The following is a 25,482-nucleotide window of genomic DNA, read 5'->3' as shown; positions in this document are numbered from 1 at the left end:
GCTTCCTGGGGCGCCTTGGAATGGTGCAGGGTCCACGGCTGGTAACAGGAATATCCCACAAGGGTAAGCCCCATGCGGGGCGGCACAGGTTTTGCTGTTCAATTTCTGCCACGGGCGGGTCATATGCATTTGTTACATATGGAGCCGATGCAGACCACGCCCACCAGCGTCTTGAAGGAAACAGCCACCATGCATCCCATGCTTCGCAGCACCACCGTTCTCGCCATCAGCGCGATGGCCGCAGGGTTTCTGTCCGCCTGCGCCACCGCACCCTCCATGGCCCTGGAGCGCGCCCGCGCCGCCGTCGGCACGGCCAGCGCCGACCCCACCGTCATGCGGCATGCGGCGGTGGAACTCAAGAAGGCCACCGATGCCCTGGCCACGGCCAACGGCATCTGGAGCAAGACCCACGACGAGGCCGAAACCAACCACATCGCCTACATGGCCGCCCTGCAGGCGGAGGCCGCCACCAGCGCCGCACGCACGCGCATGCTGGCCGCCAACATCCGCACCGCCAGTTCCGGCACCGACCAGATCAGCCTGCACACCGAGACCCCCTCGCGCCGCTGATGCGGCACGCCCTGCCATGGTGCAGGGCATCCCGCTGCTTCAAACAAACGTTTCGGTATCCACCTCGCTCGCGCTTTGCGCGCTGTAGCGGGGACCGACAACGTTGTGCTGGTTGATGGCTTCGTCGAGAGCGACCAGGGTGGCCGCGTCCAGCCGCACGCCGGCCGCCCCCAGGTCGTCGTGCAGGTGTTCCACACTGGTCGTCCCCGGGATGGGGATGATGTGCTCGCCCTGGTGCAGCAGCCAGGCGAGCGCCAGTTGCGCAGGAGTGCAACCCACCTGGCGCGCAATCGCAAAGTACCCCTCCAGCAGCGCCAGGTTGGCGGCATAGGCCTCGGGCGCAAAGCGCGGCATGGCGCGGCGGATGTCCTTGGCGTCCAGGGTGGAGACATCGGTCAGCCCGCCGCACAGGTAGCCGCGCGCCACCGGGCTGAAGGCCACGAAGGCCACGCCCAGCTCGCGGCAGGCATCGAGTACCGCGATCTCGGGATTGCGCGTCCACAGCGAATATTCCGTCTGCACCGCGGCGATGGGGTGCACCGCATGCGCGCGGCGCAGCGTGGCGGCCGACACCTCGGACAGGCCGATGCTGCGGATCTTGCCCGCACGCACCAGGTCGGCGAGCGCGCCCACGCTGTCCTCGATCGGCACCTGCTTGTCCCAGCGGTGCAGGTAGTACAGGTCGATCACGTCGGTCTGCAGGCGGCGCAGGCTGTCCTCGCAGGTCTGGCGCAAGGTGGTGGGGCGCCCGTCGATCACGCGCACCAGCTTGCCGTCGCCGGCCAGGTCCACGCCCTGCATGCCGCACTTGCTGGCCAGGGTGAAGCGGTTGCGGTGCTGCTTCATCACACGGCCCACCAGGGTTTCGTTGGCGCCGAAGCCGTAGAGGGTGGCGGTGTCGAACAGGGTCACGCCCGCGTCCAGCGCGGCCAGCAGCACACGCTCACCCTGCTCGGCAGAGACGGGTGCACCGTAGGCGTGCGAGAGGTTCATGCAGCCCAGGCCGATGGCCGAGACGGTGAAAGGTCCAAGGGTTCTTTGTTGCATGCCGGGAGCTTACGGCATGCACGGCAACCCCCCGAGGGGGTCGGGCTTGTGGCGGAAGCTACGGCGTGTCCACGCTGCGCCCCACCGCAGCAGGCCGCCTGGCCCACAGGTCCACACGCTCTCCCGCCGCACAGGCGGCGAGCAGTTGGGCGAACCGCGCTGCTTTCGTCTCGGGCCGCTTGGCGGATGCCAGCCAGTGCAGCATGGTCTTGCGGTAGCCCGGTGGCGTGGCCTCGAAGAACTGCCACGCCTTCTTGTGCCGTTTGAATTCGCGCAGTTGCGGCGCCGGCAACTCCGCCACCGTAGACTGCTCATGCGAATAGATGGCGGATTTGTCGGCCCTGCGGTGCGCAAACGCATCCAGCCCGGCCTGGGTCATGCGCCCCGCCGCCTGCAGCGGCCCCATCTTGGCGATGTTCACCGCGCTCCAGATGGACGACGGCTTGCGCGGCGTGAAGCGGATGCAGTAGCTGTACTCGTCCAGCCGCCGGCGCACCCCGTCGATCCAGCCAAAGCACAGCGCCTCGTCCACCGATTCGGACCAGGTCATGCAGGGCCGGCCCGAGCCGACCTTGTGAAAGCCCACGAGCAGCTCCGAGGAGCTTGCAGCATGGGCCTGCAGCCACCGGCGGAAGGCTGCCTGCGTGGCGAAGAAGGTGGGGGTGGGCATGGCAAGGGCATTGTCCTCGACATCCACCGCCGCGCACAGCGCTCGCAGACTGCACGGGGCCCAGGCCAGGTGGGCTGCCACCACGTCCCTGCCCATCTCGGCCCAGGCGGCGCCCTGCACGGGCAGGCATTGCCGCAGGCAAGGCAGGAGGCAGCCCGTGGCCCGCGCCATGTGCATGGCATGGGCCGATGGGGCAGCCAGGCTCGCTGGTGGTGGTCGCGGCTCAGCCTGCGTTGAGCTGCTGCTCCAGGTCGTGCAGCACCTGGTAGCAGGCCAGCACCTGGGCCACGCTGGAATTGGGCTCGCGGCCCTCGCGGATGGCGGCGAAGAACTCGCGGTCCTGCAGCTCGATGCCGTTCATCGACACGTCCACCTGGCTCACGTCGATCTTTTCTTCCTTGCCGTTGACCAGGTCGTCGTAGCGCGCGATGTAGGTACCCGTGTCGCCGATGTAGCGGAAGAAGGTACCCAGCGGGCCATCGTTGTTGAACGACAGCGACAGCGTGCAGATGGCGCCATTGGCGGCCTTGAGCTGGATGCTCATGTCCATGGCGATGCCCAGCGTGGGGTGGATGGGGCCCTGCACGGCGTTGGCCTTCACGATGGGGCTGCCCGCCTGGTAGGCGAACAGGTCCACGGTGTGGGCGGCGTGGTGCCACAGCAGGTGGTCGGTCCAGCTGCGCGGCTGGCCCAGCGCATTCATGTTGGTGCGGCGAAAGAAGTAGGTCTGCACGTCCATCTGCTGGATGTTGAACTCGCCCGCCTGGATCTTCTTGTGCACGTACTGGTGGCTGGGGTTGAAGCGGCGCGTGTGGCCGCACATGGCGACCAGGCCGGTTTCCTTTTGCAGCGCCACGACCTCCTGCGCACCCTTCAAGCTATCGGCCAGCGGGATCTCGACCTGCACATGCTTGCCTGCCTTCATGCAGGCGATGCTCTGCTCGGCATGCATCTGCGTGGGCGTGCACAGGATCACGGCGTCCACCTCGGGCAGGGCCAGGCTGTCGGCCAGGTCGGTGGTGACGTGGCCGATGCCGTACTTGGCGGCGACTTCCTTGGTCTTGTCCAGGTCGCGGCTGATCAGCGACACGACCTCGACGCCGTCGATGTTTTGGATGCCGTCCAGGTGCTTGATGCCGAAGGCGCCGGCACCCGCCAGGGCGACCTTGATGGTCTTGTTGTTCGCAGTCATGTCAGGAGTTCTCCAGGATCAGGTGGCCCACGGCCGTGTTGGATGCGGGCACGTGGTAGAAGCGGTGCGCGACCTTGGGCGGCTTGCCGCCGGCCACGTCGGCCATGGCACCGCGCGCGATGAGCCACATCACGAGCTCGATGCCCTCGCTGCCCGCCTCGCGCACGTAGTCGATGTGCGGGATGCTGGCGGCGGCCTCGGGGTCGCTGATGAGCTTGTCGAGGAAGTCGTTGTCGAAGTCCTTGTTGATCAGTCCCGCGCGCGGGCCCTGCAGCTGGTGGCTCATGCCGCCCGTGCCCCAGATGTGCACGTTGAGGTCTTCGTCATAGCTCTCCACGGCCTTGCGGATCGCCTGGCCCAGGTTGTAGCAGCGCCGGCCGCTGGGCACAGGGTACTGCACCACGTTGACCGCGAACGGAATCACCGGGCAGGGCCAGGCGCCGGCTACCGGGTCGGGCTGGCCGCACATCAGCGACAGCGGTACCGTGAGGCCGTGGTCCACGTCCATGCGGTTGACGATGGTGAGGTCGAAGTCCTGCTGGATCACCGACTGCGCGATGTGCGAAGCGAGATCGGGGTGGCCGATGACCTTGGGCACAGGGCGCGGTCCCCAGCCCTCGTCGGCCGGCAGGTACTCGGCCGCCGTGCCGATGGCAAACGTCGGGATCATCTCCAGGCTGAAGGCCGTGGCATGGTCGTTGTAGACCAGGAAGACGACGTCGGGCTTGTTGTCCTTCATCCACTGCTTGGAGAAGTCGTAGCCCGCGAACAGCGGCTTCCAGTAGTCCTCCTGGGTCTTGCCCAGGTCGAGCGCCGCGCCGATGGCCGGCACGTGCGAGGTGAAGACGGAGGCGGTGATGCGCGCCATGCTCAGGTTCCTTTCTTTCCCGCAGCGCCCTGCGGCTGGCGGTGCGCCTGGGCATCGCCGTCTTCGCCAATGACGCGGTTGCCTTCGGCCGACCGGCCGCCTGCGATCATCATGGCGCGGTATTCGTCCTCGGTCATACCGGTCATGCTGCCGGCCATCTGCTGGAAGCTCCGGCCATCGGTCGCACCGATCTTGGCCAGGAAGTAGATGTTGCCGCCCAAGCGGATGCACCAGTTGAGGTCGCGCGCGAGCACGGCCTGTTTCTGCTCTTCGGTCATCGCCCAACCGTCAAGGTAGGCGCGCTCGTCCGCCTTGAAGCGGGCGCGGTTCTCGGCCTTCATGAGGCTCATGCAGAACTGGTTGAGCCAGTAGCCCTTGCGGCTTTGCTCCGCGTCGAAGATGGTCGTGCCGGGCACGTCCAGGTAGGGTTTGTCGAGGGACATGGCGTCAGCCTTTTGCTTCTTCCGGCCAATACAGCCGCATGGGATTGTCCACCAGCAATTGGCGCTGCAGCTCGGGCGTCGTCGCAATGTGCGGGATGAAGTCCACCAGCAAGCCATCGTCGGGCATGTGGTCCTTGAGGTTGGGGTGCGGCCAGTCGGTGCCCCAGAGCACGCGCTCGGGAAACTCCTCGACCACGCGGCGCGCAAAGGGCACCACATCGCGGTAGGCGGCCTGCTCGCCGTCCAGCGCCTTGGGGCCGGCCACGCTCAGCCGCTCGGGGCAGCTGACCTTGCTCCACACGTTGGGGTGCTCGCGCATGAACTTGAGGAACAACTCGAACTCGGGGCCATCGACGGGCTTGGTCACGTCGGGGCGGCCCATGTGGTCCACCACCACGGTGGTGGGCAGGGCGGTGAAGAAGTCCCACAGCTCGGGCAGGTCCACCGCTTCGAAGTAGATCACCACATGCCAGCCGAGCTTGTGGATGCGCGCGGCGATCTCCATCAGCTCGTCCTTGGGCGTGAAGTCCACCAGGCGCTTCACGAAGTTGAAACGCACGCCGCGCACGCCAGCGTCGTGCATGGCCTGCAGTTCCTCATCGGTGACCGAGCGGCGCACCGTGGCCACGCCGCGCGCCTTGCCACCCGAATGGACCAGCGCATCGACCATGGCGCGGTTGTCCGCACCGTGGCAGGTGGCCTGCACCACCACGTTGCGCGCAAAGCCCAGGTGGTCGCGCAGCGCATAGAGCTGCGCCTTGCTCGCATCGCAGGGCGTGTACTTGCGCTCGGGTGCGTAGGGGAACTCGGCGCCCGGGCCGAACACGTGGCAGTGCGCGTCCACGGCGCCCTCAGGCACCTGGAAGCGGGGCTTGCTCGGGCCGGCGTACCAGTCGAGCCAGCCGGGGGTCTTGGTGAATTCACTCATGTGCGTGCTCCTTGCCTGCAGCCTCAGTCCAGCGAGACGTTGGCCTTCTTGATCACCTCGCCGAAGCGCTGGCTCTCGTCCTTGACGAACTGCGCAAACTGGGGACGCGTGGTGGGGAACTGCTCGTAGCCGAAGGTCTTGAACTTCTCGGCCACATCGGCACCGGTCAGGGCTTGCTCGATGTCGCGCTTGATCTTGTCGGTGACGGCAGCGGGCAGGCCAGGCGGCACGGCAATGGCGTTCCAGCCCGTGACGGCGAAGTCCTTGGGGCCACCGGCTTCGGCCACGGTGGGCACATCGGGGAATTCGGCCGAGCGCTGGGGGCTGGCGAAGGCCAAGAGGCGCAGCTTGCCGGCGCGGTACAGCGGGCCCGCCGTGGCAGCGCTGCCCAGCGCGAAGTCGATGTCGCCCGTGGCGACCGAGGTGTACAGCTGCGTGGTCTCCTTGAAGATCACATGCTCCATCTGCGTGCCGGTGGCCGACTCGAACAGTTCGGAGCCCAGGTGCACCGGGTTGCCCACCGACCAGGAGCCGTAGTTCAGCTTGCCCGGGCGGGCCTTGGCGTCGGCCACGATGTCGCCCACGGTCTTGTACTTGCTGCCCGTGCCCACGGTGAAGAAGAAATGGGTCTTGAACAGTGGCAGCAGGGTATCGAAGTCCTTGGCAACGTCGTAGGGCAGCTTCTTGAAGAGGCTGGGGTAGGCGGCCAGGTGCACGTTGTCCAGCACGATCAGGTCATGCCCGTCCTTGGCGCCGCGCTTGAAGGCATCGATGGCGATGAAGCCATTGCCGCCGGGACGGTTCTCCACCACCACGGGCTGGTTCCAGATGCGGCCGAGCTTCTCGGCCACGATGCGGGCCACGCCGTCCGGGCCACCACCGACCGGGAAGGGCGTGATGATGCGCACGGCCTTGGTCGGGAACTGCTGGGCGGCAGCGTGCTGGGGCGCCAGGCCGGCCGCTGCGGCCACACCCAGGGCCAGGGCAGCGCGGCGGGAGAAGGAGGAAGAAAGAAGGCTCATGGTGTGTCTCAAGAAAATGGTTGGAACGCGCCGCACGCGGCGGCAGATCACCGCCTGCCGTGCAGCAGACGGTGCGTGTGTGGGACGCGGTGGATCAGTCGATGTACTTGAGCCCGGCCTTTTCGAGCCCGGGGCGCATGTTGTACATGTCCAGGCCGAGCACGCCCGAGGCGAGCTTGGCGCGCTTTTCGCCCTCGAAGCTCTCGCGCTTGCGTGCGGCTTCGAGCGTTTCGGCGGCACGCGCGGCGGGCACGCAGACCACGCCGTCGTCATCGGCCACGATCACGTCGCCCGGCGTGACCCACATGCCGGCGCACACCACGGGGATGTTCACCGAGCCCAGCGTGGCCTTGATCGTGCCCTTGCTGGAGATGGCGCGGCTCCACACCGGGAAGTTCATTTCCTGCAGCGTCTTCACGTCGCGCACGCCGGCATCGATGATGAGGGCGCGCGCACCGCGCGACTGGAACGAGGTGGCCAGCAGGTCACCGAAGTAGCCATCCGTGCATTCGGAGGTGACGGCCGCCACCACCACGTCGCCGGGCTGGATCTGCTCGGCCGCCACATGCATCATCCAGTTGTCGCCGGGCTGCAGCAGCACCGTGACCGCCGAGCCTGAGACCTGCTGGCCGGAATAGATGGGGCGCATGTAGGGCTTGAGCAGGCCCACGCGGCCCATGGCCTCGTGCACCGTGGCCGAGCCCAGGGCGGCCAGGCCGTCGGCGGCCGTGCGGTCGGCGCGGGTGATGTTGCGGTAGACAACGCCTAGTTCGTACATGTCAGAGCCCCTTTGCCTTCAGGCGTGAATCGAGTCGGGAGAACACGCGGCGCACATTGCCTTCGTAGATCTGGTGCTTGTCCTCGCCACTCAGGATCTTCGACGCCTCGATGTAGCGCTTGGTGTCGTCGTAGTAGTTGCCGGTGGTCGGGTCGATGCCGCGCACGGCGCCGATCATTTCCGAGGCGAACAGCACGTTCTTCACCGGGATCACGGTGTTGAGCAGGTCGATGCCCGGCTGGTGGTACACGCAGGTATCGAAGAAGATGTTGTTCAGCAGGTGGTCTTCGAGCAGGGGCTTCTTCATCTCCTGCGCCAGGCCGCGGAAGCGGCCCCAGTGGTAGGGCACGGCACCGCCGCCGTGCGGGATCAAAAACTTGAGCGTCGGGAAGTCCTTGAACAAATCGCCCTGGATGCACTGCATGAAGGCCGTGGTGTCGGCGTTCAGGTAGTGCGCGCCCGTGGTGTGGAAGCACGCATTGCAGCTGGTGCTCACGTGGATCATGGCGGGCAGGTCGTACTCCACCATCTTCTCGTAGATGGGGTACCAGTGGCGGTCGGTCAGCGGCGGGCTGGTCCAGTGGCCGCCCGAGGGATCGGGGTTGAGGTTGATGCCCACGGCACCGTATTCATGGACGCACTTTTCCAGCTCGGGGATGCAGGTCGCGGGGTCCACGCCCGGGCTTTGCGGCAGCATGGCCACGGGCACGAAATTGTCGGGGAACAGCGTGGAGACGCGGTAGCACAGCTCGTTGCAGATGGCGGCCCAGGTGCTGGAGACGTTGAAGTCGCCGATGTGGTGGGCCATGAAGCTGGCGCGCGGCGAGAACAGCGTGATGTCGCTGCCGCGCTCCTTCATCAGGCGCAGCTGGTTGCTCTCGATGGACTCGCGCAGCTCGTCGTCGCTGATCGAGAGGTCGGCCACCTTGGGCATGGCGGCCGGGTCCTGGATGCCGGCGATCTGCTGGTTGCGCCAGTTCTCCAGCGCCTTGGGGGCCGTGGTGTAGTGGCCATGGCAGTCGATGATGAGGCTCATTGCGTTGTGCTCCTTGGATCTTGGAATGGGGTATCAGGCAGGGTCCATGCCCTGGCGGCGCTTGGCATCCGCCGCTGCGGGCGAGGCCAGGAAGTCGAGCAGCGCCTGGGCCGCTGCGGGCTGCCCGCTGGTGGCGGCAACGCCCGACGAGAAGATGGTGGTGATCTGGATCGCCGGCGGCAGCGGGCCCACGATGGCGATGCCCTCCACGTGCAGCAGCTCGCTCAGTTGCTGGAATCCCAGCTCCACGTCGCCACGCGCGACCAGCGAGCCCACGGGCACGCCGGGCGGCGCCTGCACCATGCGGCCAGCCACCTCGCTGGCAATGCCCCAGCGCTCGAAGAGTTTGGCCAGCGCCACGCCGCTCGGGCCGGTGGAGTAGCTGATGCTGCGCGCGGCGAGCACGGCGCTGCGCACCGCGTCTTCCGAGCCGATGTCGGGCAGCGGCGCACCCGCGCGCACCGCCACGGCCACGCCAGAGCGCACCCAGTCGGTCCTACTGCCAGCCACGACAGCACCCGCGGCGATCAGCTTGTCGATGGCGTCGGAGGCCAGCACCACCACGTCGAAGGCCTCGCCGGCCTGCACGCGCTTGGCGGCGTCCACACCACCCACGGCCTCGATGGCCGCGCGCTGCCCGGTCTGCTGCTCGTAGGTTGCCAGCAACTCGGCCAGCACCTGGCGCGTGGCCATGGAGGAGATTCCGCGCAGGGCAGAAACAGGCGTCGTCATGCTGGCTCGATCAGGGCTGAATACATGCCCCCGATTGTGGTCAGGACAGGCCCCCGCATGAAGCCGGCAGGGGCACTACCAGATATATCATTCTTGTATTGTCGAATTGGAGCTATTGCAAATTACGGAGAGCAGGCCATGGACCTCAAGCAGATCGAATACTTCGTGCGCGTGGCCGAGCTGGGCAGCTTCACGCGCGCCTCGGTGGTGCTGGACATCGCCCAGCCGGCGCTGAGCCGCCAGGTGCGCCTGCTGGAGGTGGAGTTGCGCCAGAACCTCTTGGTGCGCAATGGCCGCGGCGCCATACCGACCGAGGCCGGCAAGCTGCTGCTGGAGCATGGCCGCGGGATCCTGCACCAGGTGGAGCGTGCGCGCGAGGAACTGGGGCGCGTGCGCGGGGCACTGGCCGGGCGCGTGGCCATCGGCCTGCCACCCACCATGGCCAAGGTACTCACCGTGCCGCTGACCCGCGCGTTCCGCGTGCAGATGCCCGACGCGGCCCTGGCCATCAGCGAAGGCCTGTCGGTCGCCATGCGCGAATCGCTGACCACGGGACTGCTCGATATCGCGCTGCTCTACAACACGCCGGCCTCCCCGGGCATCGAGATCACGCCGCTGCTGGAAGAAGACCTGTTCCTCGTGCAGCGCCAGACGCCGGGCGCAGACCCCGCGGAAGGGCTGGAGCCGGTCGCGCTGGAAGCCCTCACGCGCTATGCGCTGGTGATTCCCACGCGGCCCAATTCCATCCGCATGCTGGTGGAGTCGGAGCTGGCCGCCTTGGGCCTGCGCCCGCAGATCAGCCTGGAGATCGACGGTGTGGCCGCTATCCTGGATCTGGTGGCCGATGGCGCGGGCTGCGCCGTGCTGCCCATGAACGCGGTCACCACCTCGGGCCGGCCGGAGGCTTTCAGTACCCGGCCCATCGGTCAGGCGGGCGAGCCCCGGCTGCGCAGCAAGCTGTCGATGGCCGTGAGTTCGCAGCGCCCGGCCACGCTCACGCAGCAGGCCATGGCGGAGCTGATCCGCAGCACCCTCAACTCGATCTACAAGGCGCCCTGATCCTTCGCCAGGTGCTCCAGCACCCGGTCGGCATAGTCCTGCCACGGCGCATCCTTGGGCAGGCCGGCAAACACGCCCTCGCGCGCCATGGCGGCCACCGCGGCCTGCCGGTGCGCGGTGGCGCTGGCCATCAGCGGGGCCACACCGGCCTCGCGCACGGTGCGCGCGGCCTCGTGCATCTCTTCGGAGCGGCGCTGGCCGTGCTGCACCACGCGGCTGAAGAAGTAGCTGCCCTGTTTTTCCCAATCGATGGAGGGAAAGGTCTCGGCCAAGGTGGGCAGTACATGCGCCTCCACGCCGTACTGGCGCGCGGTGGTGTAGCTTTCGATCACCAGGGCTTCGAGGCCCTTGATCATCACGCTGCGGCACATCTTGATCGCGCTGGCCACGCCCAGCTGTTCGCTGACCGGCGTGGCGTCCATGCCCCAGGCCTGCAGCACGGCGGCCAGGGCCTGCGCCTGGGCACCGCCCAGCAGCATGGGCACGCGGATGCCGTAGGGCGGCACCGAGGTCATGACGCCCGCCTCGACATAGTGCGCGCCGCGCGCGTCGATCAGCGCCGCCGCCTGCTGCTTGGTGCCCGGCGAGGCGGAATTGAGGTCCAGGAACAGCGTGCCGGGGCGGATGTGGGCAGCCACCTCTTCGGCCACCTCCAACGTGTGCGAGGCGGTGACGGCGGAGATCACGAGGTCGCTGGCCGCGCACAGTGCCGCCGCCGAGGGATGGGCCGTGACGCCGTGCTGCGCGGCATGCGCCCGCTCGGCCTCGCGCGTGGCGGGCTGGGCGAACTTGGTGTCCCAGGCGCCTACAGAGGCCACACCGGGTTGGGACTGCAAGCCCAGGGCAAAGGTCTTGCCCACTTCGCCATAGCCGATCAGGCCGATGTGCTGGATGGTCATGGCGGGTTTCCAGTGAGGGTCTTACCGGGCCACACCCAGCAGCCGGTCCAGCAGCTCGGGCTGCGCGCTCAGGCTGGCGGCCGTGCCGGTGTGCACCACCGTGCCGCGGTCCAGCACGGCGGCCTGGTCCGAGATCGCGAGGATGGCCTGCGGGTGCTGCTCCACGATGATGGCCGACAGCCCTTCTTCCTGGGTGATGCGGCGGATGGCGCGCAGCAGCTCTTCCACGATGATGGGGGCCAGGCCTTCGAGCGGCTCGTCGAGCAGCAGCAGGCGCGGGTTGAGCACCAGCGCGCGGCCCACGGCCAGCATCTGCTGCTCGCCGCCCGACAGCTGCGTGCCCAGATTGGTCTTGCGCTCGGCCAGGCGCGGGAACATCGCGTACACCTTGTCAGGCGTCCAGGGCGCGGCCGTGGCACCCTTGCGGCCGGGCCGCGCCACCGCGGTCAGGTTCTCGTGCACGGTGAGCGACTTGAAGATGTTGCGCTCCTGCGGCACCCAGCCGATGCCCGCGGCCGCGCGCTCGTGCGCAGGCAGGCAGTGCAGCGCCACGCCGCCCAGCGCCACCGTGCCCGCATGCTGGCGCGTGGCACCGGCCAGGGTGTTGATCAGCGTGGTCTTGCCCGTGCCATTGCGGCCCAGCAGGGCCAGGGTCTCGCCCTCGGCCAGTGACAGGGACACGCCCTGCAGCACCACGGCCTCGCCGTAGCCTGCACTCAATCCTTCGATACGCAACAGCTCAGACATGCGCGTCCTCCCCATGGCCCAGGTACACCGCCTTGACCCGCGGGTCGTTGGCGATGGTGTCGGGGTCGCCCTCGGTGAGCACGGTGCCGTTGACCAGCACCGTCATGCGATTGGCAAAGCTGAAAACCAGGTCCATATCGTGTTCGATCAGCAGCACGGAAACATCGGCAGGCAGGGCCGCCACGGTCTGCAGCAGCTCTTCGCGCTCGCCCGCGGGCACGCCGGCCACGGGCTCGTCCAGCAGCAGCACGCGCGGCTCGCAGGCCAGGGCGATGGCGATCTCGAGCAGCCGGCGCTTGCCATAGGCCAGCACGCGCGTGGGCTCGGCCATCACGGCCGTGAGGTGGAATTGTTCGAGCAGTTGCTCGCAACGTTCGTTCACCGCGCTGCGCGCGCCGAGCTTTTGCCACCACTTGCCGCCCAGGCCCTGCTTTTGCGAGACCGTGAGCGCCAGCGTCTCCATGGGCGTGAGCGAATCGAACAACTGGTTGATCTGGAAGGTGCGCACCATGCCGCGCTGCACGCGCTGGTGCGGCGCCAGGCGCGTGATGTCCCGGCCTTCGAGCACGATGGAACCCTCGGTCGGCTCCAGCACGCCGGTCAGCAGGTTGATCAGCGTGGTCTTGCCCGCGCCGTTGGGGCCGATCAGCGCGTGGCGCGCGCCCTGGCGCAGGTTCAGCGTGACGCTGTTGGTGGCGGTGATGCCGCCAAAGCGCTTGACCAGGCCCTGCGCGGCCAGCACCACAGGCGCTTCGTTGTGGACTGCAGTGGTGTTCATGCCTTGCGCCCTCCGAACCAGGTCCAGGGGCGGATCAGGCGCTCGCGGCCCACCAGCACCAGCACCACCAGGAACAGGCCGATCCAGAAGGTCCAGTACTGGGGCGTCACGGCCGAGATCAGGTCCTGCAGGAGCTTGAAGCCGATGGCGCCGACCACGCCGCCGTAGAGCCAGCCCACGCCACCGATCACCAGGATCAGCATCACGTCGGCCGAGCGGTGGAACTCGAACAGGTCCAGCGAGGCAAAGCCCGTGGTCTGCGTGAGCAGCGCACCCGCGGCCCCTGCCAGCGCCGCAGCCAGTGTGTAGACCTGGGCCAGCTTGGCCGTCACCGGGATGCCGATGGCCATGGCACGCAGCCGGTTGTCGCGGATGGCCTTGAGCGTGGCGCCGAAGGGCGACTGCACGACGCGCCGCGCCAGCAGGAACATCACGAGCAGCACGCTCATCGAGTACCAGGCCGCCGTGCGGCCGTACAGGTCGAACTCGAACTTGCCGAGCACCGGACCCATGACCACGCCCTGCAGGCCGTCGGCGCCGCCGGTGAGCCAGTCGAGCTTGTTGGCCAGCTCCAACATGATGAGGCCCACGCCCAGCGTGACCATGAGGCGCGTGAGGTCGGTGCCGCGCATGATGGTGAACGAGGCCGCCGCGCCCAGTACCGTTGCAGCACCCACGCCCACGGCCAGGCCCAGCAGCGGGTCGGGCATCACATGCTTGGCGAACAGGGCGGCCGCATAGCCGCCCATGCCGAAGAAGGCCGCGTGGCCGAGCGAGACGATGCCGGTGTAGCCCAGGATCAGGTCCAGCGAGATCGCGAACAGCGCCACGATGGCGATCTCGTTGATGATGAGCGCATGGCTGGGCAGGGCCAGCGGCGCAGCGAAGGCCAGCAGCCACAACACGGGCTCCCAGGGCCGCATGCGGCGGGCCTGGAGCAGCGCATTGGGTCGGGAAGCGTCCATCACTTGCCCCCCTTGCGCACGAACAGGCCCTGGGGCCGCCAGATCAGAATCAGGATCATGAGGCTGTAGACGATGAAGGCCCCGAGCTTGGGGATGTAGTACTTGCCCGCCACGTCGGCAATGCCCAGCAGCAGCGCGGCCAGCAGCGGGCCGGTGATGGACGAGGTGCCGCCCACGGCCACCACGATCAGGAAATAGATCATGAACTTGAGCGGGAAGCTCGGGTCCAGCCCCAGCACCTCGGCCCCGAGTGCGCCACCCAGGCCCGCCAGGCCCGAGCCGAAGGCGAAGGTGGAGAGGAACACGATGTTCACGTTGATGCCCATGCCCGCGGCCACGCGCTGGTCGTCCACCGAGGCGCGCAACCGGCTGCCGAAGCGCGTGCGCGTGAGCACGTACTGCAGCCCGATGGTGAGCGCTGCGCACACCGCGATGATGAACAACCGGTAGTGCCCCATGCCCAGCATGAAGGCACCGCTGCCGATCTCGGTGCGGCCCTTGAGCCAGGCCGGCAACTGGATGATCTGGCCTGTGGAGCCCACGAAGTAGTCCACCGTGGCTACGGCCATGAACACCAGGCCGATGGAGAACAGCACCTGGTCCAGGTGGGCCTTGTGGTAGAGCGGGCGGTACAGCGTGCGCTCCAGCACCGCGCCCAGCAAGGCCGTGCCGATGAAGGCCAGCGGCAGGCAGACCAGGAAGGGAACATCCAGGCGCTGCATCAGCAGCACCGTGATGTAGCCCCCCGCCATGGCAAAGGCCCCGTGCGCGAGGTTGATGAAGTTCATCAGCCCCATGGTCACAGCCAGCCCCACCGCCAGGATGAACAGCAGCATGCCGTAGGCAACGCCGTCGAAAAGAATGGTCAGCATGCAATCACTTCAATAGAAAGCAGCAAATGCGCGGCGGGTGGCATCCATCCCGTCCGCTGAAGAAGTCCACTTGCCGTCGACACTGGCGCGCCCGAAGCCAGCGCCACCGTGGAACTGGCTTTGCCAGGCCACCGGTGGCGTCCCCCTGGGGGGAAGGCGCGAAGCGACTCAGGGGGGTACTTATTTCGTCTTGCCGGGATCCTTGACGTCCTTGATGACGTCGAATTCCACGTTGTAGAGCTGGCCGTTGACGCGCTCGACCTTGCGCAAGTAGACGTTCTGCACGATGTCGCGGGTCTGTGCGTCGACGAACACGGGGCCACGCGGGCTCTCGAAGACCTGGCCCTTCATGGCGGCCAACAGCGCATCACCACCGCCCGCGCCCTTGGTGGTCTTGAGCGCTTCGTAGATCACGCGCATGCCGTCGTAGCCGCCCACGGCCATGAAGTTGGGACGCAGGCCCTTGTTGGCCTTCTCGAAGGCCTCGACGAACTTCTTGTTCAGCGGCGAGGGGTGTGCGGCCGAGTAGTGGTGCGAGGTGACCACGCCCAGGGCGCCATCGCCCATGTCGTTGAGCTGGTCGTCATCGGTCACGTCGCCGGTGGCGATGAGCTTGATGCCGGCCTTGTCCATGCCGCGCTCCAGGAACTGCTTCATCACCGCAGCGCCTGCGCCCGAGGGCACGAACACGAACAGCGCATCGGGCTTGGCGTCGCGCACCTTCTGCAGGAAGGGGGCGAAGTCGGGGTTGCGCAGCGGCACGCGCAGTGCCTCGGTCACCTGGCCGCCGTTGAAGGCCAGGCGCTGGTTGAAGAACTTCTCGGCGTCGATGCCCGGGCCGTAGTCGCTGACCAGGGTCACGACCTTCTTGATGCCGTTCTTGGGCGCCCAGTCGGCCAGGGCCACCGACACCTGGGGCAGCGTGAAGCTGGTGCGCACCACATAGGGCGAGGCCTCGGTGATGCTGGACGTTGCCGCGGCCATCACCACCAGCGGGGTTTTGGACTGCGTGGCCAGGGGCGCCGTGGCCATGGCCGAGGGCGTGATGCCCATGCCCGCGAGCACGTTGACCTTGTCGTTGACCACCAGCTCCTGGGCCAGGCGGCGCGTCACGTCGGGCAGGCTGGTGTCGTCCTTGATGATGAGCTGCACCTTCTTGCCGGCCACGGTGTCGCCGTTCTGCGCCATGTACAGGCGTGCGGCGGCCTCGATCTGGCGGCCCGTGGTGGCTTGCTGGCCGGTCATGGGCAGGATCAGGCCGATCTTGAACACGTTGTCCTGCGCCATCGCCGGCAGGGTGGTGGCCAGGGCCATGAGGGCGGCGGCAGCGGCCGAGGCACGCAGAAGGTGGCGTTTGTGCATGGTGCTTGTCTCCTTGGGGTGTCGTTGTATACAGCGGTGGATTGGGCGGAGTCTCTATGGAGGTGCCAGCTTACACAAGCGGGATTTCCAACTTTTAGATATCGCCGTTTGTGATAACTTGCAACAGCTATCCATCAGACGTGATCCCGGATCAATTGAACCCCGGGTAAACCCTGAAACTGTGCGGCCTGCACGGCCGCGAGCAGGTTGCGCCGCGTGATGCGCGAGTGCTCGCGCATGAGGGCCTCGGCCCGGGCGCCCTCGCGCCGGGTGATCGCATCGAGCACCTGGCGGTGCTGGTCCTGGGCGATCACCAGCATGTCGCGCGCCTCGGGCGAATGGGTCTGCACCACGACGAAGGCCGAGGGCGACGCAAAAGGGAGGCCCTTGACGCGGTCGAGTTCGCGCACGATGACCTCGCTGCCCACCATGCGACCGAGCAGCTGGTGAAAGCGCGCATTGAGCGCCACATAGGCCGAGAAGCCCTCGTCGTCGAGCGCGCGCGGCACCAGCACGGCGTCGATCTCGTCCAGGCACTGGGCCGCCTCGGCCAGCACCGCAGCCTCCGCTCCGCGCTCGGCCGCCAGGCGCGCGGCCAGTCCCTCCATGGTGCCACGCAGCTCGATGGCGTCGGCCACATCGGTCTCGGAGAAGGTGCGCACGGCATAGCCGCCGCCGGGCAGGCGGTGCAGCAGGCCCTCTTGTTCGAGCCGCATCAGCGCCGCGCGGATCGGCGTGCGCGATACGCCCAGCATCTCCACCAGGGTGAGCTCGGCAATGCGCGCGCCGCCGGCGAGTTCACCGGCCAGGATCATCTCGCGCAGCCGCAGCTGGGCCTTCACCGATTGCGAGGCGCCCGCATCGGCGGCTTCACCAAGGGCGGCCAGCGCCTGGGGGTCTGGGTGGTTCATGCAGCAAATATCGGAAGGATCGGCGCGACTGTATACAGAAATTCGATCCACATCCATCGGCAATCGCTCCAGCCCCTTACAAAACAACGATCTAGGTGGTATGCCCAGCTGCGATAACTGCTTTTCGCGTTTTCGATGTATACAGAAAATCGGGTTTTCCGCAGAATAAGGCCCATGAACACGGCGATTTGCGGGCCGGCTGTATACCAAGCCTGCAGGCGCCAACAGATCTACCCCACGGAGAGAGACAAGCACCATGTTCCCGAAGAACGCCTGGTACGTCGCCTGCATGCCCGACGAGATTGCCGACAAGCCCCTGGGCCGCACCATCTGCGGCGAGAAGATCGTCTTCTACCGCCCGGCGCCGGACCAGGTCGCCGCGCTCGACGACTTCTGCCCGCATCGCGGCGCACCGCTGTCGCTGGGCAAGGTCTGCGATGGCGAACTGATGTGCGGCTACCACGGCCTGCGCGTGGGCTGCGACGGCAAGGCCGTCTCCATGCCGGGCCAGCGGGTGCAGGGCTTCCCGCGCACGCGCAGCTTTCCGGTGGTGGAGCGCTACGGCTTCGTCTGGGTCTGGCCCGGCGATGCGGCGCAGGCCGACCCCGCGAAGATCCACCACCTGCCCTGGGCCGAGAGCCCCGACTGGGCCTATGGCGGCGGGCTGTACCACATCGCCTGCGACTACCGGCTGATGATCGACAACCTGATGGACCTCACGCACGAGACCTATGTGCACTCCACCAGCATCGGCCAGAAGGAGATCGACGAAGTGCCCTGCAAGACGCGCGTGGAGGGTGACGAGGTCATCACCAGCCGCCACATGGAAGGCATCCAGGCGCCGCCGTTCTGGCAGATGGCGCTGCGCATGAACGGCCTGCCCGATGACCAGCCGGTGGACCGCTGGCAGATCTGCCACTTCACGCCCCCGAGCCATGTGCTGATCGAGGTCGGCGTGGCACTGGCCGGCCATGGCGGCTACGAGGCGCCGGCCGACAAGAAGGCGTCGAGCATCGTGGTCGACTTCATCACGCCCGAGACCGAGACCTCCATCCACTACTTCTGGGGCATGGCACGCAACTTCAAGCCCGGTGACCCGGCCCTCACCGCACAGATCCGCGAGGGCCAGGGCAAGATCTTCGCCGAGGACCAGGAGATGCTGGAGCTGCAGCAGCTCAACCTCACGCGCCACCCCGAGCGCAAGCTGCTCATGCTCAACATCGACGCGGGTGGCGTGCAGTCGCGCAAGCTGATCGAGCGCACCCTGGCGGCGGAGCAGGCAGCATGAGCGGCGCGCAGGACACCCTGCAGGTGCGCGTGGTGCGCAAGCAGCTGGAGGCCGAAGGCATTGCCAGCTTCGAGCTGGCACGCACCGATGGCGCACCGCTGCCCGCCTTCAGCGCCGGCTCGCACATCGACGTGCATGTGCCCGGGGGCATCACACGCCAGTATTCGCTGTGCAACAGCGCGAGCGAGCAGCACCGCTACCGCATCGCCGTGCTGCGCGACGCCGCCTCGCGCGGCGGCTCCGTGGGCATGCACGATGCCGTGCACGAGGGCGACCTGCTCACCATCAGCACCCCGCGCAACCACTTCGCGCTGCACCCGGCGCAGCGCACGCTGCTGCTGGCCGGCGGCATCGGCGTCACGCCGCTGCTGTGCATGGCCGAACGCCTCGCCAACACGGGCGCCGACTTCACGCTGCACTACTGCACACGCTCCGTCGCCCGCACGGCATTTGCCCGGGAGATCGCGGCATCGGCCATGGCGCCGCATGCGCAGATCCACACCGACGATGGCGATGCCGCGCAGAAGCTCGACCTCATGGCCGTGCTCGCCGACATCGCCCCGGACGCGCGCCTGTACGTCTGCGGCCCGGCCGGCTTCATCGACCATGTGGTGAACACCGCGAAGAACCTGGGCTGGCCGGCCGACCGCGTGCACCTCGAGTATTTCGGCGCGCCCGCCCAGGACACCTCGGGCGATGGCCCGTTCGAGGTGCGCATCGCCAGCACAGGCAGCACCTACACCATACCGGCAGGCATCTCCATCGTGGATGCGCTGCGCCCCCATGGGGTGGACATCATGACCTCGTGCGAGCAAGGCGTGTGCGGCACCTGCCTCACGCGCGTGCTCGAAGGCGAGGTCGACCACCGCGACATGTACCTGACCGATGAGGAAAAGGCCGTGAGCGAACAGTGCCTGCCCTGCTGCTCGCGCGCCAAGAGCGCACTGCTGGTATTGGACCTCTGATCGGCGCTGGCGTCAGTCGGCTGCCGCCGCCGTGCGGATGGTGTCACGGCCGCTGCGACCACCGCGGGCGCGTGCCAGATCGGTGTCGAGGGCACGCGCCAGCTTGTCGGTGGCCGACATGAAGGCCACGGGCATCTTGTCGGCATGGTCGGCCACGGTGATGGGCTGGCGGCCGTTCACGCGCGCCTCGATGCGGCAGCGCTTGTCGTTGCTGCCGGACTTGCCGGCATCCACGTCGGACAGGAACACCTCCAGCCGCGAAACATTGTCCTGAAAGCGCGAGAGCCTGCTCTGCGCCTGGCCGGAAACCCATTGCGCAAGGGCCTCACTGCCTTGGACATGGTCATCGGTGTGGACTTGGATTTGCATGCGGTGCTCCTTTCTCGGGGTTTCCAAAGACGGCGGCGGTGCCACGACGGAAGCCAGTGGAAGCGCCGCGCCATGAGTCTTCATGGTGGCACCAAATCACGGGTCTGCCAAATGGCATTCCAATGACCTGCGGGACACAGGTCTTAGCAAGTCCTTACAACTTGTCCAGCGCCACTGCGGTCTGCCAGGGAACGCCCACCGGCAAGGCCGCCGCCTCGGCCACCCGGGCCTGCAGTCGCAGCGCGGCAGGATCTCCCGGGCTGCGCTGCAGCAATTGGCCAAGGTGGGCTGCGGCGGCCGCTGCATCACCCGCGTGGAAGGCGTCCAGGGCAGCGGCAGACAGCGCCGAGACCTCGGCATCCGCACAGAGCGTGAACACGCGCACGGGCTCGGTACGGCCCTTGACGATGACTTCATCGAGCACACGCAGCGGCAGCATGTCCGGCAGCTGCCGTGCCGTGGTTTCCGACAGCAGGATGCCCGTGCCGAAGGCCTTGTTGGCCCCCTCCAGGCGCGCAGCAAGGTTCACCGCATCGCCGATCACGGTGTACGAAAAGCGCTGCTGCGAGCCCACGTTGCCCACCACCACCCGCCCTGTGTGCAGGCCGATGCGCATCTGCAGCGGCGGCAGGCCGCGCGCACGCAGCGCGGCCACCAGCGGCTCCATGGCCTGCTGCATGTCCAGGGCCGCGTGCACCGCATGCTCGGCATGCAGTGCATCGTCGAGCGGTGCGCCCCAGAAAGCCATCACGGCATCGCCGATGAACTTGTCCACCGTGCCGCCGCTGGCATGGATGATGGGCGTCATGGCATCGAAATAGCCCGTGAGCAGTTCCACCGTCTGCTCCGCGGTCAATTGCTCCGACAGGGTGGTGAAGTTGGCCAGGTCGGTGAACATGATGGTCACTTCGCGCACCTCGCCGCCCAGGCGCATCAGCCCGGGCTCGGCCACCAGCCGCGCCACCACCTCGGGCGGCACGTACTGCGCGAACATGGCACGGGTCTGCAGGGCGCGCTGGCGCACCGTGGCGTAGATCACCAGTGCGGTGGCACCCGTCACGCCAATGGCCGAGGCCATGGGCACCAGCGGCGGCCACCACAGCCGGGCGTAGGCAAACAGCAGCCAGGCGGCCAGCGCCATGGCCCCGACCAGGGCCGCCATCAGCACGACCGCCCAGCCCGTGTGCAGACGCCGGCCGGCCAGGATCACCAAGGGCACCATGAGAAGCACCAGCACCGGCGTCCAGTGGCCAGGCGCGCTGCGCAGACCATCGCCCGCCAACAGGTTGTCGACCTGCGTGGCCTGCAACTCCACGCCAGGAAAGAGGCGCTCGCCCCCGGCCGAACCGAAGGGCGAGTTGAAGAGATCGGCCCGCGCGTTCTCCAGTTCGGAGGCGCTCAACGCGGAGCGCCCGACCAGCACGATCTTGTCTTTGAAGAACCCCGGCGGCAGCAACCCCGGCTCCAGCGCCTGGTAGTACGAGCGCGTGTCGAAGGTACCGCGCGGGCCCCGGTAGGCCAGCCATTCGGCAGGCCGCAGGTCCCGCGTGGCGCCAGCGACCCTTCGCGCCAGCTGCATGGCCAGGCTGTCCGCCTCGCCGAAGGCGCGGCGCACCACGAAATCGTCGTCGGGCAGAACCAGGGCACTGCCGGCCTGCCCTCCTGCCGCCAGCAGGCGGGGCAAGGGAGGCACATCGGTCCACAGGGTGGCGTTCGCGCTGTCGACCTTCTCCCGCGCCGAGGCCAGCGCCACCGGGGCCGCCGCGGCCACCGCGCGCTCCAGCGCAGCGTCCTCCTCCTCATCGCCCGGGTCGGCGAACACCACGTCCATGCCGATGGCGGCGGCACCATCGGCATGGACGCGCTCGATCAGGCGCGCATGCAGGCTGCGCGGAAAAGGCCAGTGCTGCTGCAGCTCCTGGAAGGTGGGCTCGTCGATGGCGAGGATCACCACCGGGAAGGCCGCACGCTGCGGCGCGGCCCATGACGTGAGCACATCGAAGGTCTTGAACTCCAGCGCATGCCAGGGCCGCGTGAACGTGGCAGCCCAGACCAGCAGCAGCACCAGCGCGCTGGCCCCCAACGCCAGCGCCGTTTCGCGCCAGACGCCCCTAGAAGCGATAGCGCGCATCGATCACGTACCGGACGGTCTGGCGCGGCGTCCGGTCTCCGAACAGGTTGAGCACCCCCGCGCCCAGCACCCAGTGCTTGCCCTGCGTCTCCCAGTAGCCCACGAGGTCCAGGCTCCAGCCCGGCGGGCGGCGCGTGAGGTTCTGCTTGTCCTCGAAACGCTCGGACCGGTACACGGCCCGGGCGCTAAGGTACACGCGCTGCGCGCTGGCCCAGGTGGCCCCGACCACGGCCGTATGGCGCGGGATGTAGGGAATGCGCAGGCCACGCACCATGCGGTTGCTGGTGCTGTCCAGGTACTGGCTGCTGCTGTGCTGGTAGAGGTACTTGGCATAGCCCGACCACTGGCGGCTGAACATGCGGTTGACGCCGGCCCCCAGGGCCTGCAGCGTGCCCTCGTCGAAGCCCGGTGTGCCTTCGAGTACATCGGTGGTCGAGAGGTTGATGAGCTGCGCATTGCGCATCTCCTCCAGGAAGGGCATGCTCGGTGTGCGCAGGTCGACCCCGATCACGCCGGGGTTGCGCACGCGCAGGTGGTCGGCACGCAGGTTCAGGAACGTGTGCTCGTCGACCTCCATGCCCAGTTGGGCCACCGTGCGGCGATGCCGCCCGCCAGCCTCCACCATGCGGTCCTCGACCGGGATGCCGGCCGTCTCCACACTGGTGAGGGTGGACGCGCTCAGCGGGCGCAGCCAGTCCTGGTAGGCCATGCGCAACGTGGTCCCGGCCACCGGCGTGAACACCACGCCCACGCGCGGGGTGACCGCCCTCTCCGTGTCGTTGCGCCGGGCCTGGGTCGATTCGCTGACGTCGCGGATCAGCAGGCCCACTGCATTGCCGCCGCGCACCCGGTGGCGGATCTGCTGCAGCCCCAGGGCGCCGTCGAGCAGCAGTTGCGCAGTGAACTGCTGGCTGCCCGCCAGGGTCAGGCCGGTGTAGCGCCGGTCGATCTCGTTGACACCGGCAAAGACCAGGATGTCCGGCACGGCGCCGCTGTCCTGGCGGACCAGGGGGCCGTAGCCGCTCACCTCGCTGGACTGCTTTTCGGCCACATGCTCCAGGGCCACACTCCAGCGCTGCCCGGGTTGCGGATCCACACTGTGGCGCAGTTGCAGATCGGTGAAGGCCTTCTCGGGAGAGGCCTTCAGCCCGCCCAGGGCCGCCAGCGGCTCGAAGAGGAACACGGTGGGGAAACTGTCGGCGCGGTTGCGCTCCCGGCTGCGCCCGATCTTGGCCCAGGTCTGCTCCACAGGGCTCCAGCGGTACGACAGGCCGGCCACCCCCAGACGCGCGCGGTTGTCCGCCGTGGTCTGGCGCACCTCGGAGCCATCGCCCCACAGGTCGAGCCGGTTGCGGCCCTTAAGCGACACGTCGTACTGGTTGGCATAGGCGAACAGGTTCAGGCGTTCATGGGGCTGAAGGCCCAGGCCGAAGGTCAGCACCTCGGCACCGATGTCCCCCGTCCCCGAGGGATCGTGGAAGGCCGGCACGTTGAACACCCCGACGTCGATCGGCGAGCGCTTGGCCCGTGCGCCCTGCGCCTTGAGGAACCAGGACACCGGCAGGCGGCTGTTGTCCATGCCATTGAGCGTGAGCGAGGGCGCGTGCATGCGGTAGAAGTCGCGGTCCAGCAACAGGCCCAGCGCGCCATGGCTGCCCGGGCGCTGCAGCAGCGAGGAATGCAGCTGGCTGGCGCCAAAGGCCATGGGGTCGGTCAGAAAACCCTGGAACAGCGCCGAGTTCTTGTTGAACTCGCCCCGGTAGCGATCGGCCAGAAACAGGTGGCTGCCACCCCAGTAGGGTGAGAAGCTCTTTTGTGCCAGCTCCAGCGCCCAGTCCTCCATGCCGAAGAAGGCCAGCGAGGCCCCGAGGTTGGCACTGCCCTTCTGGTCGTTGGCCACCTGGTTGAGCGATTTGAGGTAGGGCATGCGCTGCACGGCCGCACGGGCGGATTCGACGGCATCGCCGGGCTGGAACAAGTCGGTCTGGATCTGCGCCAGCAGCAGGTAGGGCAAAGGGTCCTTGTCGTCGAGGGCACTGGCCTGGCGCAGCGTGGCCAGCGCATCGGCGGTGCGCCCGAGCTGGTAGTAGGCCACCGCGGTCCAGACCTTGGCGCGCGCATAGCGCGGCTCCATCACGCCGGCGCGCAAAAAGTCGCCGAGTGCGGCCTGCGGCTGGCCCTGCTTGAGGTGCATCAGCCCCTGGCCGGTCAGCGCCACATAGTCGGCCGGGTTGTCGCGCAACGCGATCTCGAAGGCCTGGCCCGCTTCGGTGAACTGGTTGACGAAGGTCTCGAGCGTGCCGCGTTCGCCTTGCGCCCCGGGGACCTGGCCATCGAGCGACAGCGCACGGCCCAGGGCGGCGCGCGCGGGCCCGGTCTCCTCGCGCTCCACCTGCGCGCTGCCGAGGCCTTGCCAGGCCCGGGCGTCCTGTGGCGCCAGGCGCGTGGCCTCGGTGTAGGCGGCAATGGCGCCAGGGCCATCACCCTGGCGCCGGGCCAGCTCGGCGCGCACCACGGCCAGGCCGGGGTCGCCGGCTGGCGCAGGCCCCAGGGTGGCGGCGGCCTCCGGAACCCGGTCGGTGAGCAGTTGTACGCGTGCCAGCTGGGCCAGCAACGCGGGATGTCCCGGCCAATGCCGGGACAGGGCGGCCTGCAGGGTGCGCACGGCAGCAGGGCCGTCACCATCGAGCAATTGCAGGTCCGACAGCATCAATTGCGCGGCCAGCACGGGAGGCCGTGCATCGGCCTGGCGTGCCAACACGGCCCGAGCGGACTGCAGGTCGCCCGCCTGCAGGGCCACGGCGGACTCCATCGTCGCCACCCAGCCCGCAGGCGCCTGGCCGCGGGCCGCGGCCAGCGCGGCCGCAGCGGCCGTCCCATCGCGTGCGGCCAGCGCCCATTGCACGGGCTGCAGCACGGCCGGCATACCGCCATCCGTATTGCCCTGGGCTTCCAGGTGCGGCAGCGGATCGGCGCGCAGCGCATTCACCCATTGGATGCGGTCGCGCGGCTGGCTCAGCACCATCTTCACCGGTGCCTGGCCGATATCGGCGTAGGCCGCTTCGTTGGCCGCCACCACGACCTGCCCCTGCGCATTGCCGAACTCCACCGTGCCCGAGAGCACGGTGATCAGCGTGCGGCCATCGCCCGCCACCTCGATGTCCCAGTCGGTGCCGCGGATCGCCGCCGTCGCCGCTGGTGTCTCCAGGGTCAGGCGGCTGCCATCGGGCCGGCGCGTCTGCGTCCAGGCGCGGCCGGCGCTGAGCACCAGCGTGGTCATGGGCTGCGTGGGCGTGGCCACGGCCTTGACCTGCAGCACTGTGTTCTGATGCAGGCGCAGCTGGGTGTCATCGGCGAACAGCAGGGCCATGCGCGCCGCTTCGCGTGTGCGCACGAAGTCGCCCGCAGCCAGCGCCTGGGCCTGGCGCGCGGGCTTCCAGTCCGCTGCGGCCGCCGTGCGCTGGTCACCCGGTCCCTGCAGCCCCACGATCTCGGCCGCAGCGCCTGGCGGCACGGCGGCCTGGCTGCCGTGCCAGGGCCAGGCCAATGCCACGAGCGTGGCCAGGGCGGAAAGGTGCAACGTGGGATGGCGCATGGCGATGGGCTCTGCTCTCGTCGGGGATGGACAACGGCGTTCGGCACGCGGGCACGAACCCGCCCGCGTCGCTCACACCTGGTTACGGAAATTATCGTGAGCAGGGCCGGCCGCAGCGCAGGCGGTGCACGCCCGCAGACCGCCATTTCATGAAGAAAGCCACATTTCATAGCACCGCGTGGCGCCAACAGGGCGTGCACGGCCCTTTCCTACAGACGGCTCTTGGAGCGGGTGCTACAACGTTATTACCTATTG

The 25,482-nt window shown here is 68.0% G+C and carries 24 protein-coding genes; 4 read left to right on the top strand and 20 right to left on the bottom strand.

The annotated features are described in order from the left end of the window. Positions 1-189: 189 nt before the first annotated feature. Entirely contained in the window at positions 190-570 is a 381-nt protein-coding gene (locus AC3WOH_RS02960; protein ID WP_492227906.1) for a DUF4398 domain-containing protein, read from the top strand. A gap of 39 nt (positions 571-609) precedes the next feature. On the opposite strand, the gene AC3WOH_RS02955 is transcribed toward AC3WOH_RS02960, so the two are convergent. From AC3WOH_RS02955 to AC3WOH_RS02910, 10 genes are all read right to left on the bottom strand, one after another. Further along, a complete protein-coding gene (locus tag AC3WOH_RS02955) occupies positions 610-1,617 on the bottom strand; it encodes an aldo/keto reductase (RefSeq protein ID WP_492227905.1) in 1,008 nt (335 codons plus the stop codon). Positions 1,618-1,675: 58 nt separating this feature from the next. Further along, complete coding sequence (locus tag AC3WOH_RS02950; RefSeq protein WP_492227904.1) at positions 1,676-2,287, bottom strand: YdeI/OmpD-associated family protein; 612 nt, start codon at positions 2,285-2,287, stop codon at positions 1,676-1,678. A gap of 223 nt (positions 2,288-2,510) precedes the next feature. Next, on the bottom strand, positions 2,511-3,479 hold the full coding sequence (locus tag AC3WOH_RS02945) for a Gfo/Idh/MocA family oxidoreductase (protein WP_492227903.1): 969 nt from the start codon (positions 3,477-3,479) through the stop codon (positions 2,511-2,513). Between the two features lies 1 nt (position 3,480). Next, positions 3,481-4,347 (bottom strand): class III extradiol dioxygenase subunit beta, encoded by an 867-nt coding sequence (locus AC3WOH_RS02940; protein ID WP_492227902.1) that lies wholly within the window; start codon positions 4,345-4,347, stop codon positions 3,481-3,483. 2 nt (positions 4,348-4,349) lie between these two features. Then, positions 4,350-4,790, bottom strand: a complete 441-nt coding sequence (ligA, locus tag AC3WOH_RS02935; RefSeq protein ID WP_492227901.1) for a protocatechuate 4,5-dioxygenase subunit alpha — start codon at positions 4,788-4,790, stop codon at positions 4,350-4,352. 4 nt (positions 4,791-4,794) lie between these two features. Continuing rightward, positions 4,795-5,718: an amidohydrolase family protein gene (locus AC3WOH_RS02930; RefSeq protein WP_492227900.1), complete on the bottom strand. Its 924-nt coding sequence runs from the start codon at positions 5,716-5,718 to the stop codon at positions 4,795-4,797. A gap of 23 nt (positions 5,719-5,741) precedes the next feature. After that, the gene (locus AC3WOH_RS02925) at positions 5,742-6,740 is read right to left on the bottom strand and encodes a Bug family tripartite tricarboxylate transporter substrate binding protein (RefSeq protein ID WP_492227899.1); all 999 of its coding nucleotides are present in this window, start codon (positions 6,738-6,740) and stop codon (positions 5,742-5,744) included. Positions 6,741-6,834: 94 nt separating this feature from the next. After that, complete coding sequence (gene ligK, locus AC3WOH_RS02920) at positions 6,835-7,518, bottom strand: 4-carboxy-4-hydroxy-2-oxoadipate aldolase/oxaloacetate decarboxylase (protein WP_492227898.1); 684 nt, start codon at positions 7,516-7,518, stop codon at positions 6,835-6,837. A 1-nt stretch (position 7,519) separates the two neighbouring features. Continuing rightward, positions 7,520-8,554 (bottom strand): amidohydrolase family protein, encoded by a 1,035-nt coding sequence (locus tag AC3WOH_RS02915; RefSeq protein ID WP_492227896.1) that lies wholly within the window; start codon positions 8,552-8,554, stop codon positions 7,520-7,522. A 33-nt stretch (positions 8,555-8,587) separates the two neighbouring features. Further along, on the bottom strand, positions 8,588-9,286 hold the full coding sequence (locus tag AC3WOH_RS02910; RefSeq protein WP_492227895.1) for a substrate-binding domain-containing protein: 699 nt from the start codon (positions 9,284-9,286) through the stop codon (positions 8,588-8,590). A 138-nt stretch (positions 9,287-9,424) separates the two neighbouring features. On the opposite strand from AC3WOH_RS02910, the gene AC3WOH_RS02905 reads away from it, so the two are divergent. After that, a complete protein-coding gene (locus AC3WOH_RS02905) occupies positions 9,425-10,345 on the top strand; it encodes a LysR substrate-binding domain-containing protein (RefSeq protein ID WP_492227894.1) in 921 nt (306 codons plus the stop codon). Here the strand turns inward: AC3WOH_RS02905 and AC3WOH_RS02900 are convergent. From AC3WOH_RS02900 to AC3WOH_RS02870, 7 genes are all read right to left on the bottom strand, one after another. Continuing rightward, a complete protein-coding gene (locus AC3WOH_RS02900; RefSeq protein WP_492227893.1) occupies positions 10,330-11,244 on the bottom strand; it encodes an NAD(P)-dependent oxidoreductase in 915 nt (304 codons plus the stop codon). The genes AC3WOH_RS02905 and AC3WOH_RS02900 overlap by 16 nt on opposite strands. A 21-nt stretch (positions 11,245-11,265) precedes the next feature. Continuing rightward, on the bottom strand, positions 11,266-11,991 hold the full coding sequence (locus tag AC3WOH_RS02895) for an ABC transporter ATP-binding protein (RefSeq protein WP_492227892.1): 726 nt from the start codon (positions 11,989-11,991) through the stop codon (positions 11,266-11,268). Then, on the bottom strand, positions 11,984-12,769 hold the full coding sequence (locus AC3WOH_RS02890; RefSeq protein WP_492227891.1) for an ABC transporter ATP-binding protein: 786 nt from the start codon (positions 12,767-12,769) through the stop codon (positions 11,984-11,986). The genes AC3WOH_RS02895 and AC3WOH_RS02890 overlap by 8 nt, the downstream gene beginning before the upstream one ends. Further along, entirely contained in the window at positions 12,766-13,734 is a 969-nt protein-coding gene (locus AC3WOH_RS02885) for a branched-chain amino acid ABC transporter permease (RefSeq protein ID WP_492227890.1), read from the bottom strand. Before AC3WOH_RS02885 ends, AC3WOH_RS02890 begins: the two co-directional genes overlap by 4 nt. Then, positions 13,734-14,606, bottom strand: a complete 873-nt coding sequence (locus tag AC3WOH_RS02880) for a branched-chain amino acid ABC transporter permease (RefSeq protein WP_492227889.1) — start codon at positions 14,604-14,606, stop codon at positions 13,734-13,736. The genes AC3WOH_RS02885 and AC3WOH_RS02880 overlap by 1 nt, the downstream gene beginning before the upstream one ends. Positions 14,607-14,786: 180 nt before the next feature. Beyond that, positions 14,787-15,968, bottom strand: a complete 1,182-nt coding sequence (locus AC3WOH_RS02875) for an ABC transporter substrate-binding protein (RefSeq protein WP_492227888.1) — start codon at positions 15,966-15,968, stop codon at positions 14,787-14,789. A gap of 134 nt (positions 15,969-16,102) precedes the next feature. After that, the gene (locus tag AC3WOH_RS02870; RefSeq protein WP_492227887.1) at positions 16,103-16,879 is read right to left on the bottom strand and encodes a GntR family transcriptional regulator; all 777 of its coding nucleotides are present in this window, start codon (positions 16,877-16,879) and stop codon (positions 16,103-16,105) included. A gap of 256 nt (positions 16,880-17,135) precedes the next feature. Here AC3WOH_RS02870 and AC3WOH_RS02865 point away from each other — a divergent pair, with 256 nt between their 5' ends. Together AC3WOH_RS02865 and AC3WOH_RS02860 are read left to right on the top strand one after the other, a co-directional pair. Next, positions 17,136-18,167 carry an aromatic ring-hydroxylating dioxygenase subunit alpha gene (locus tag AC3WOH_RS02865; RefSeq protein ID WP_492227886.1) on the top strand — a complete coding sequence of 344 codons (1,032 nt, stop codon included), beginning with the start codon at positions 17,136-17,138 and terminating at the stop codon, positions 18,165-18,167. Continuing rightward, positions 18,164-19,132 (top strand): PDR/VanB family oxidoreductase, encoded by a 969-nt coding sequence (locus AC3WOH_RS02860; protein WP_492227885.1) that lies wholly within the window; start codon positions 18,164-18,166, stop codon positions 19,130-19,132. The genes AC3WOH_RS02865 and AC3WOH_RS02860 overlap by 4 nt, the downstream gene beginning before the upstream one ends. Positions 19,133-19,144: 12 nt before the next feature. Here AC3WOH_RS02860 and AC3WOH_RS02855 read toward each other — a convergent pair whose 3' ends face one another. The 3 genes from AC3WOH_RS02855 to AC3WOH_RS02845 all read right to left on the bottom strand — a co-directional run bounded on the left by AC3WOH_RS02855 (position 19,145) and on the right by AC3WOH_RS02845 (position 25,227). Further along, on the bottom strand, positions 19,145-19,501 hold the full coding sequence (locus AC3WOH_RS02855; RefSeq protein ID WP_492227884.1) for an HPF/RaiA family ribosome-associated protein: 357 nt from the start codon (positions 19,499-19,501) through the stop codon (positions 19,145-19,147). Between the two features lie 154 nt (positions 19,502-19,655). Beyond that, positions 19,656-21,632: a CHASE2 domain-containing protein gene (locus tag AC3WOH_RS02850; protein WP_492227883.1), complete on the bottom strand. Its 1,977-nt coding sequence runs from the start codon at positions 21,630-21,632 to the stop codon at positions 19,656-19,658. Then, complete coding sequence (locus AC3WOH_RS02845; protein ID WP_492227882.1) at positions 21,613-25,227, bottom strand: TonB-dependent receptor domain-containing protein; 3,615 nt, start codon at positions 25,225-25,227, stop codon at positions 21,613-21,615. Before AC3WOH_RS02845 ends, AC3WOH_RS02850 begins: the two co-directional genes overlap by 20 nt. Positions 25,228-25,482: the final 255 nt, after the last annotated feature.

The sequence above is a fragment of the Acidovorax sp. FW305-C-20-28 genome (assembly GCF_058783375.1).
This window is presented reverse-complemented; position numbering and strand designations above follow the sequence as displayed.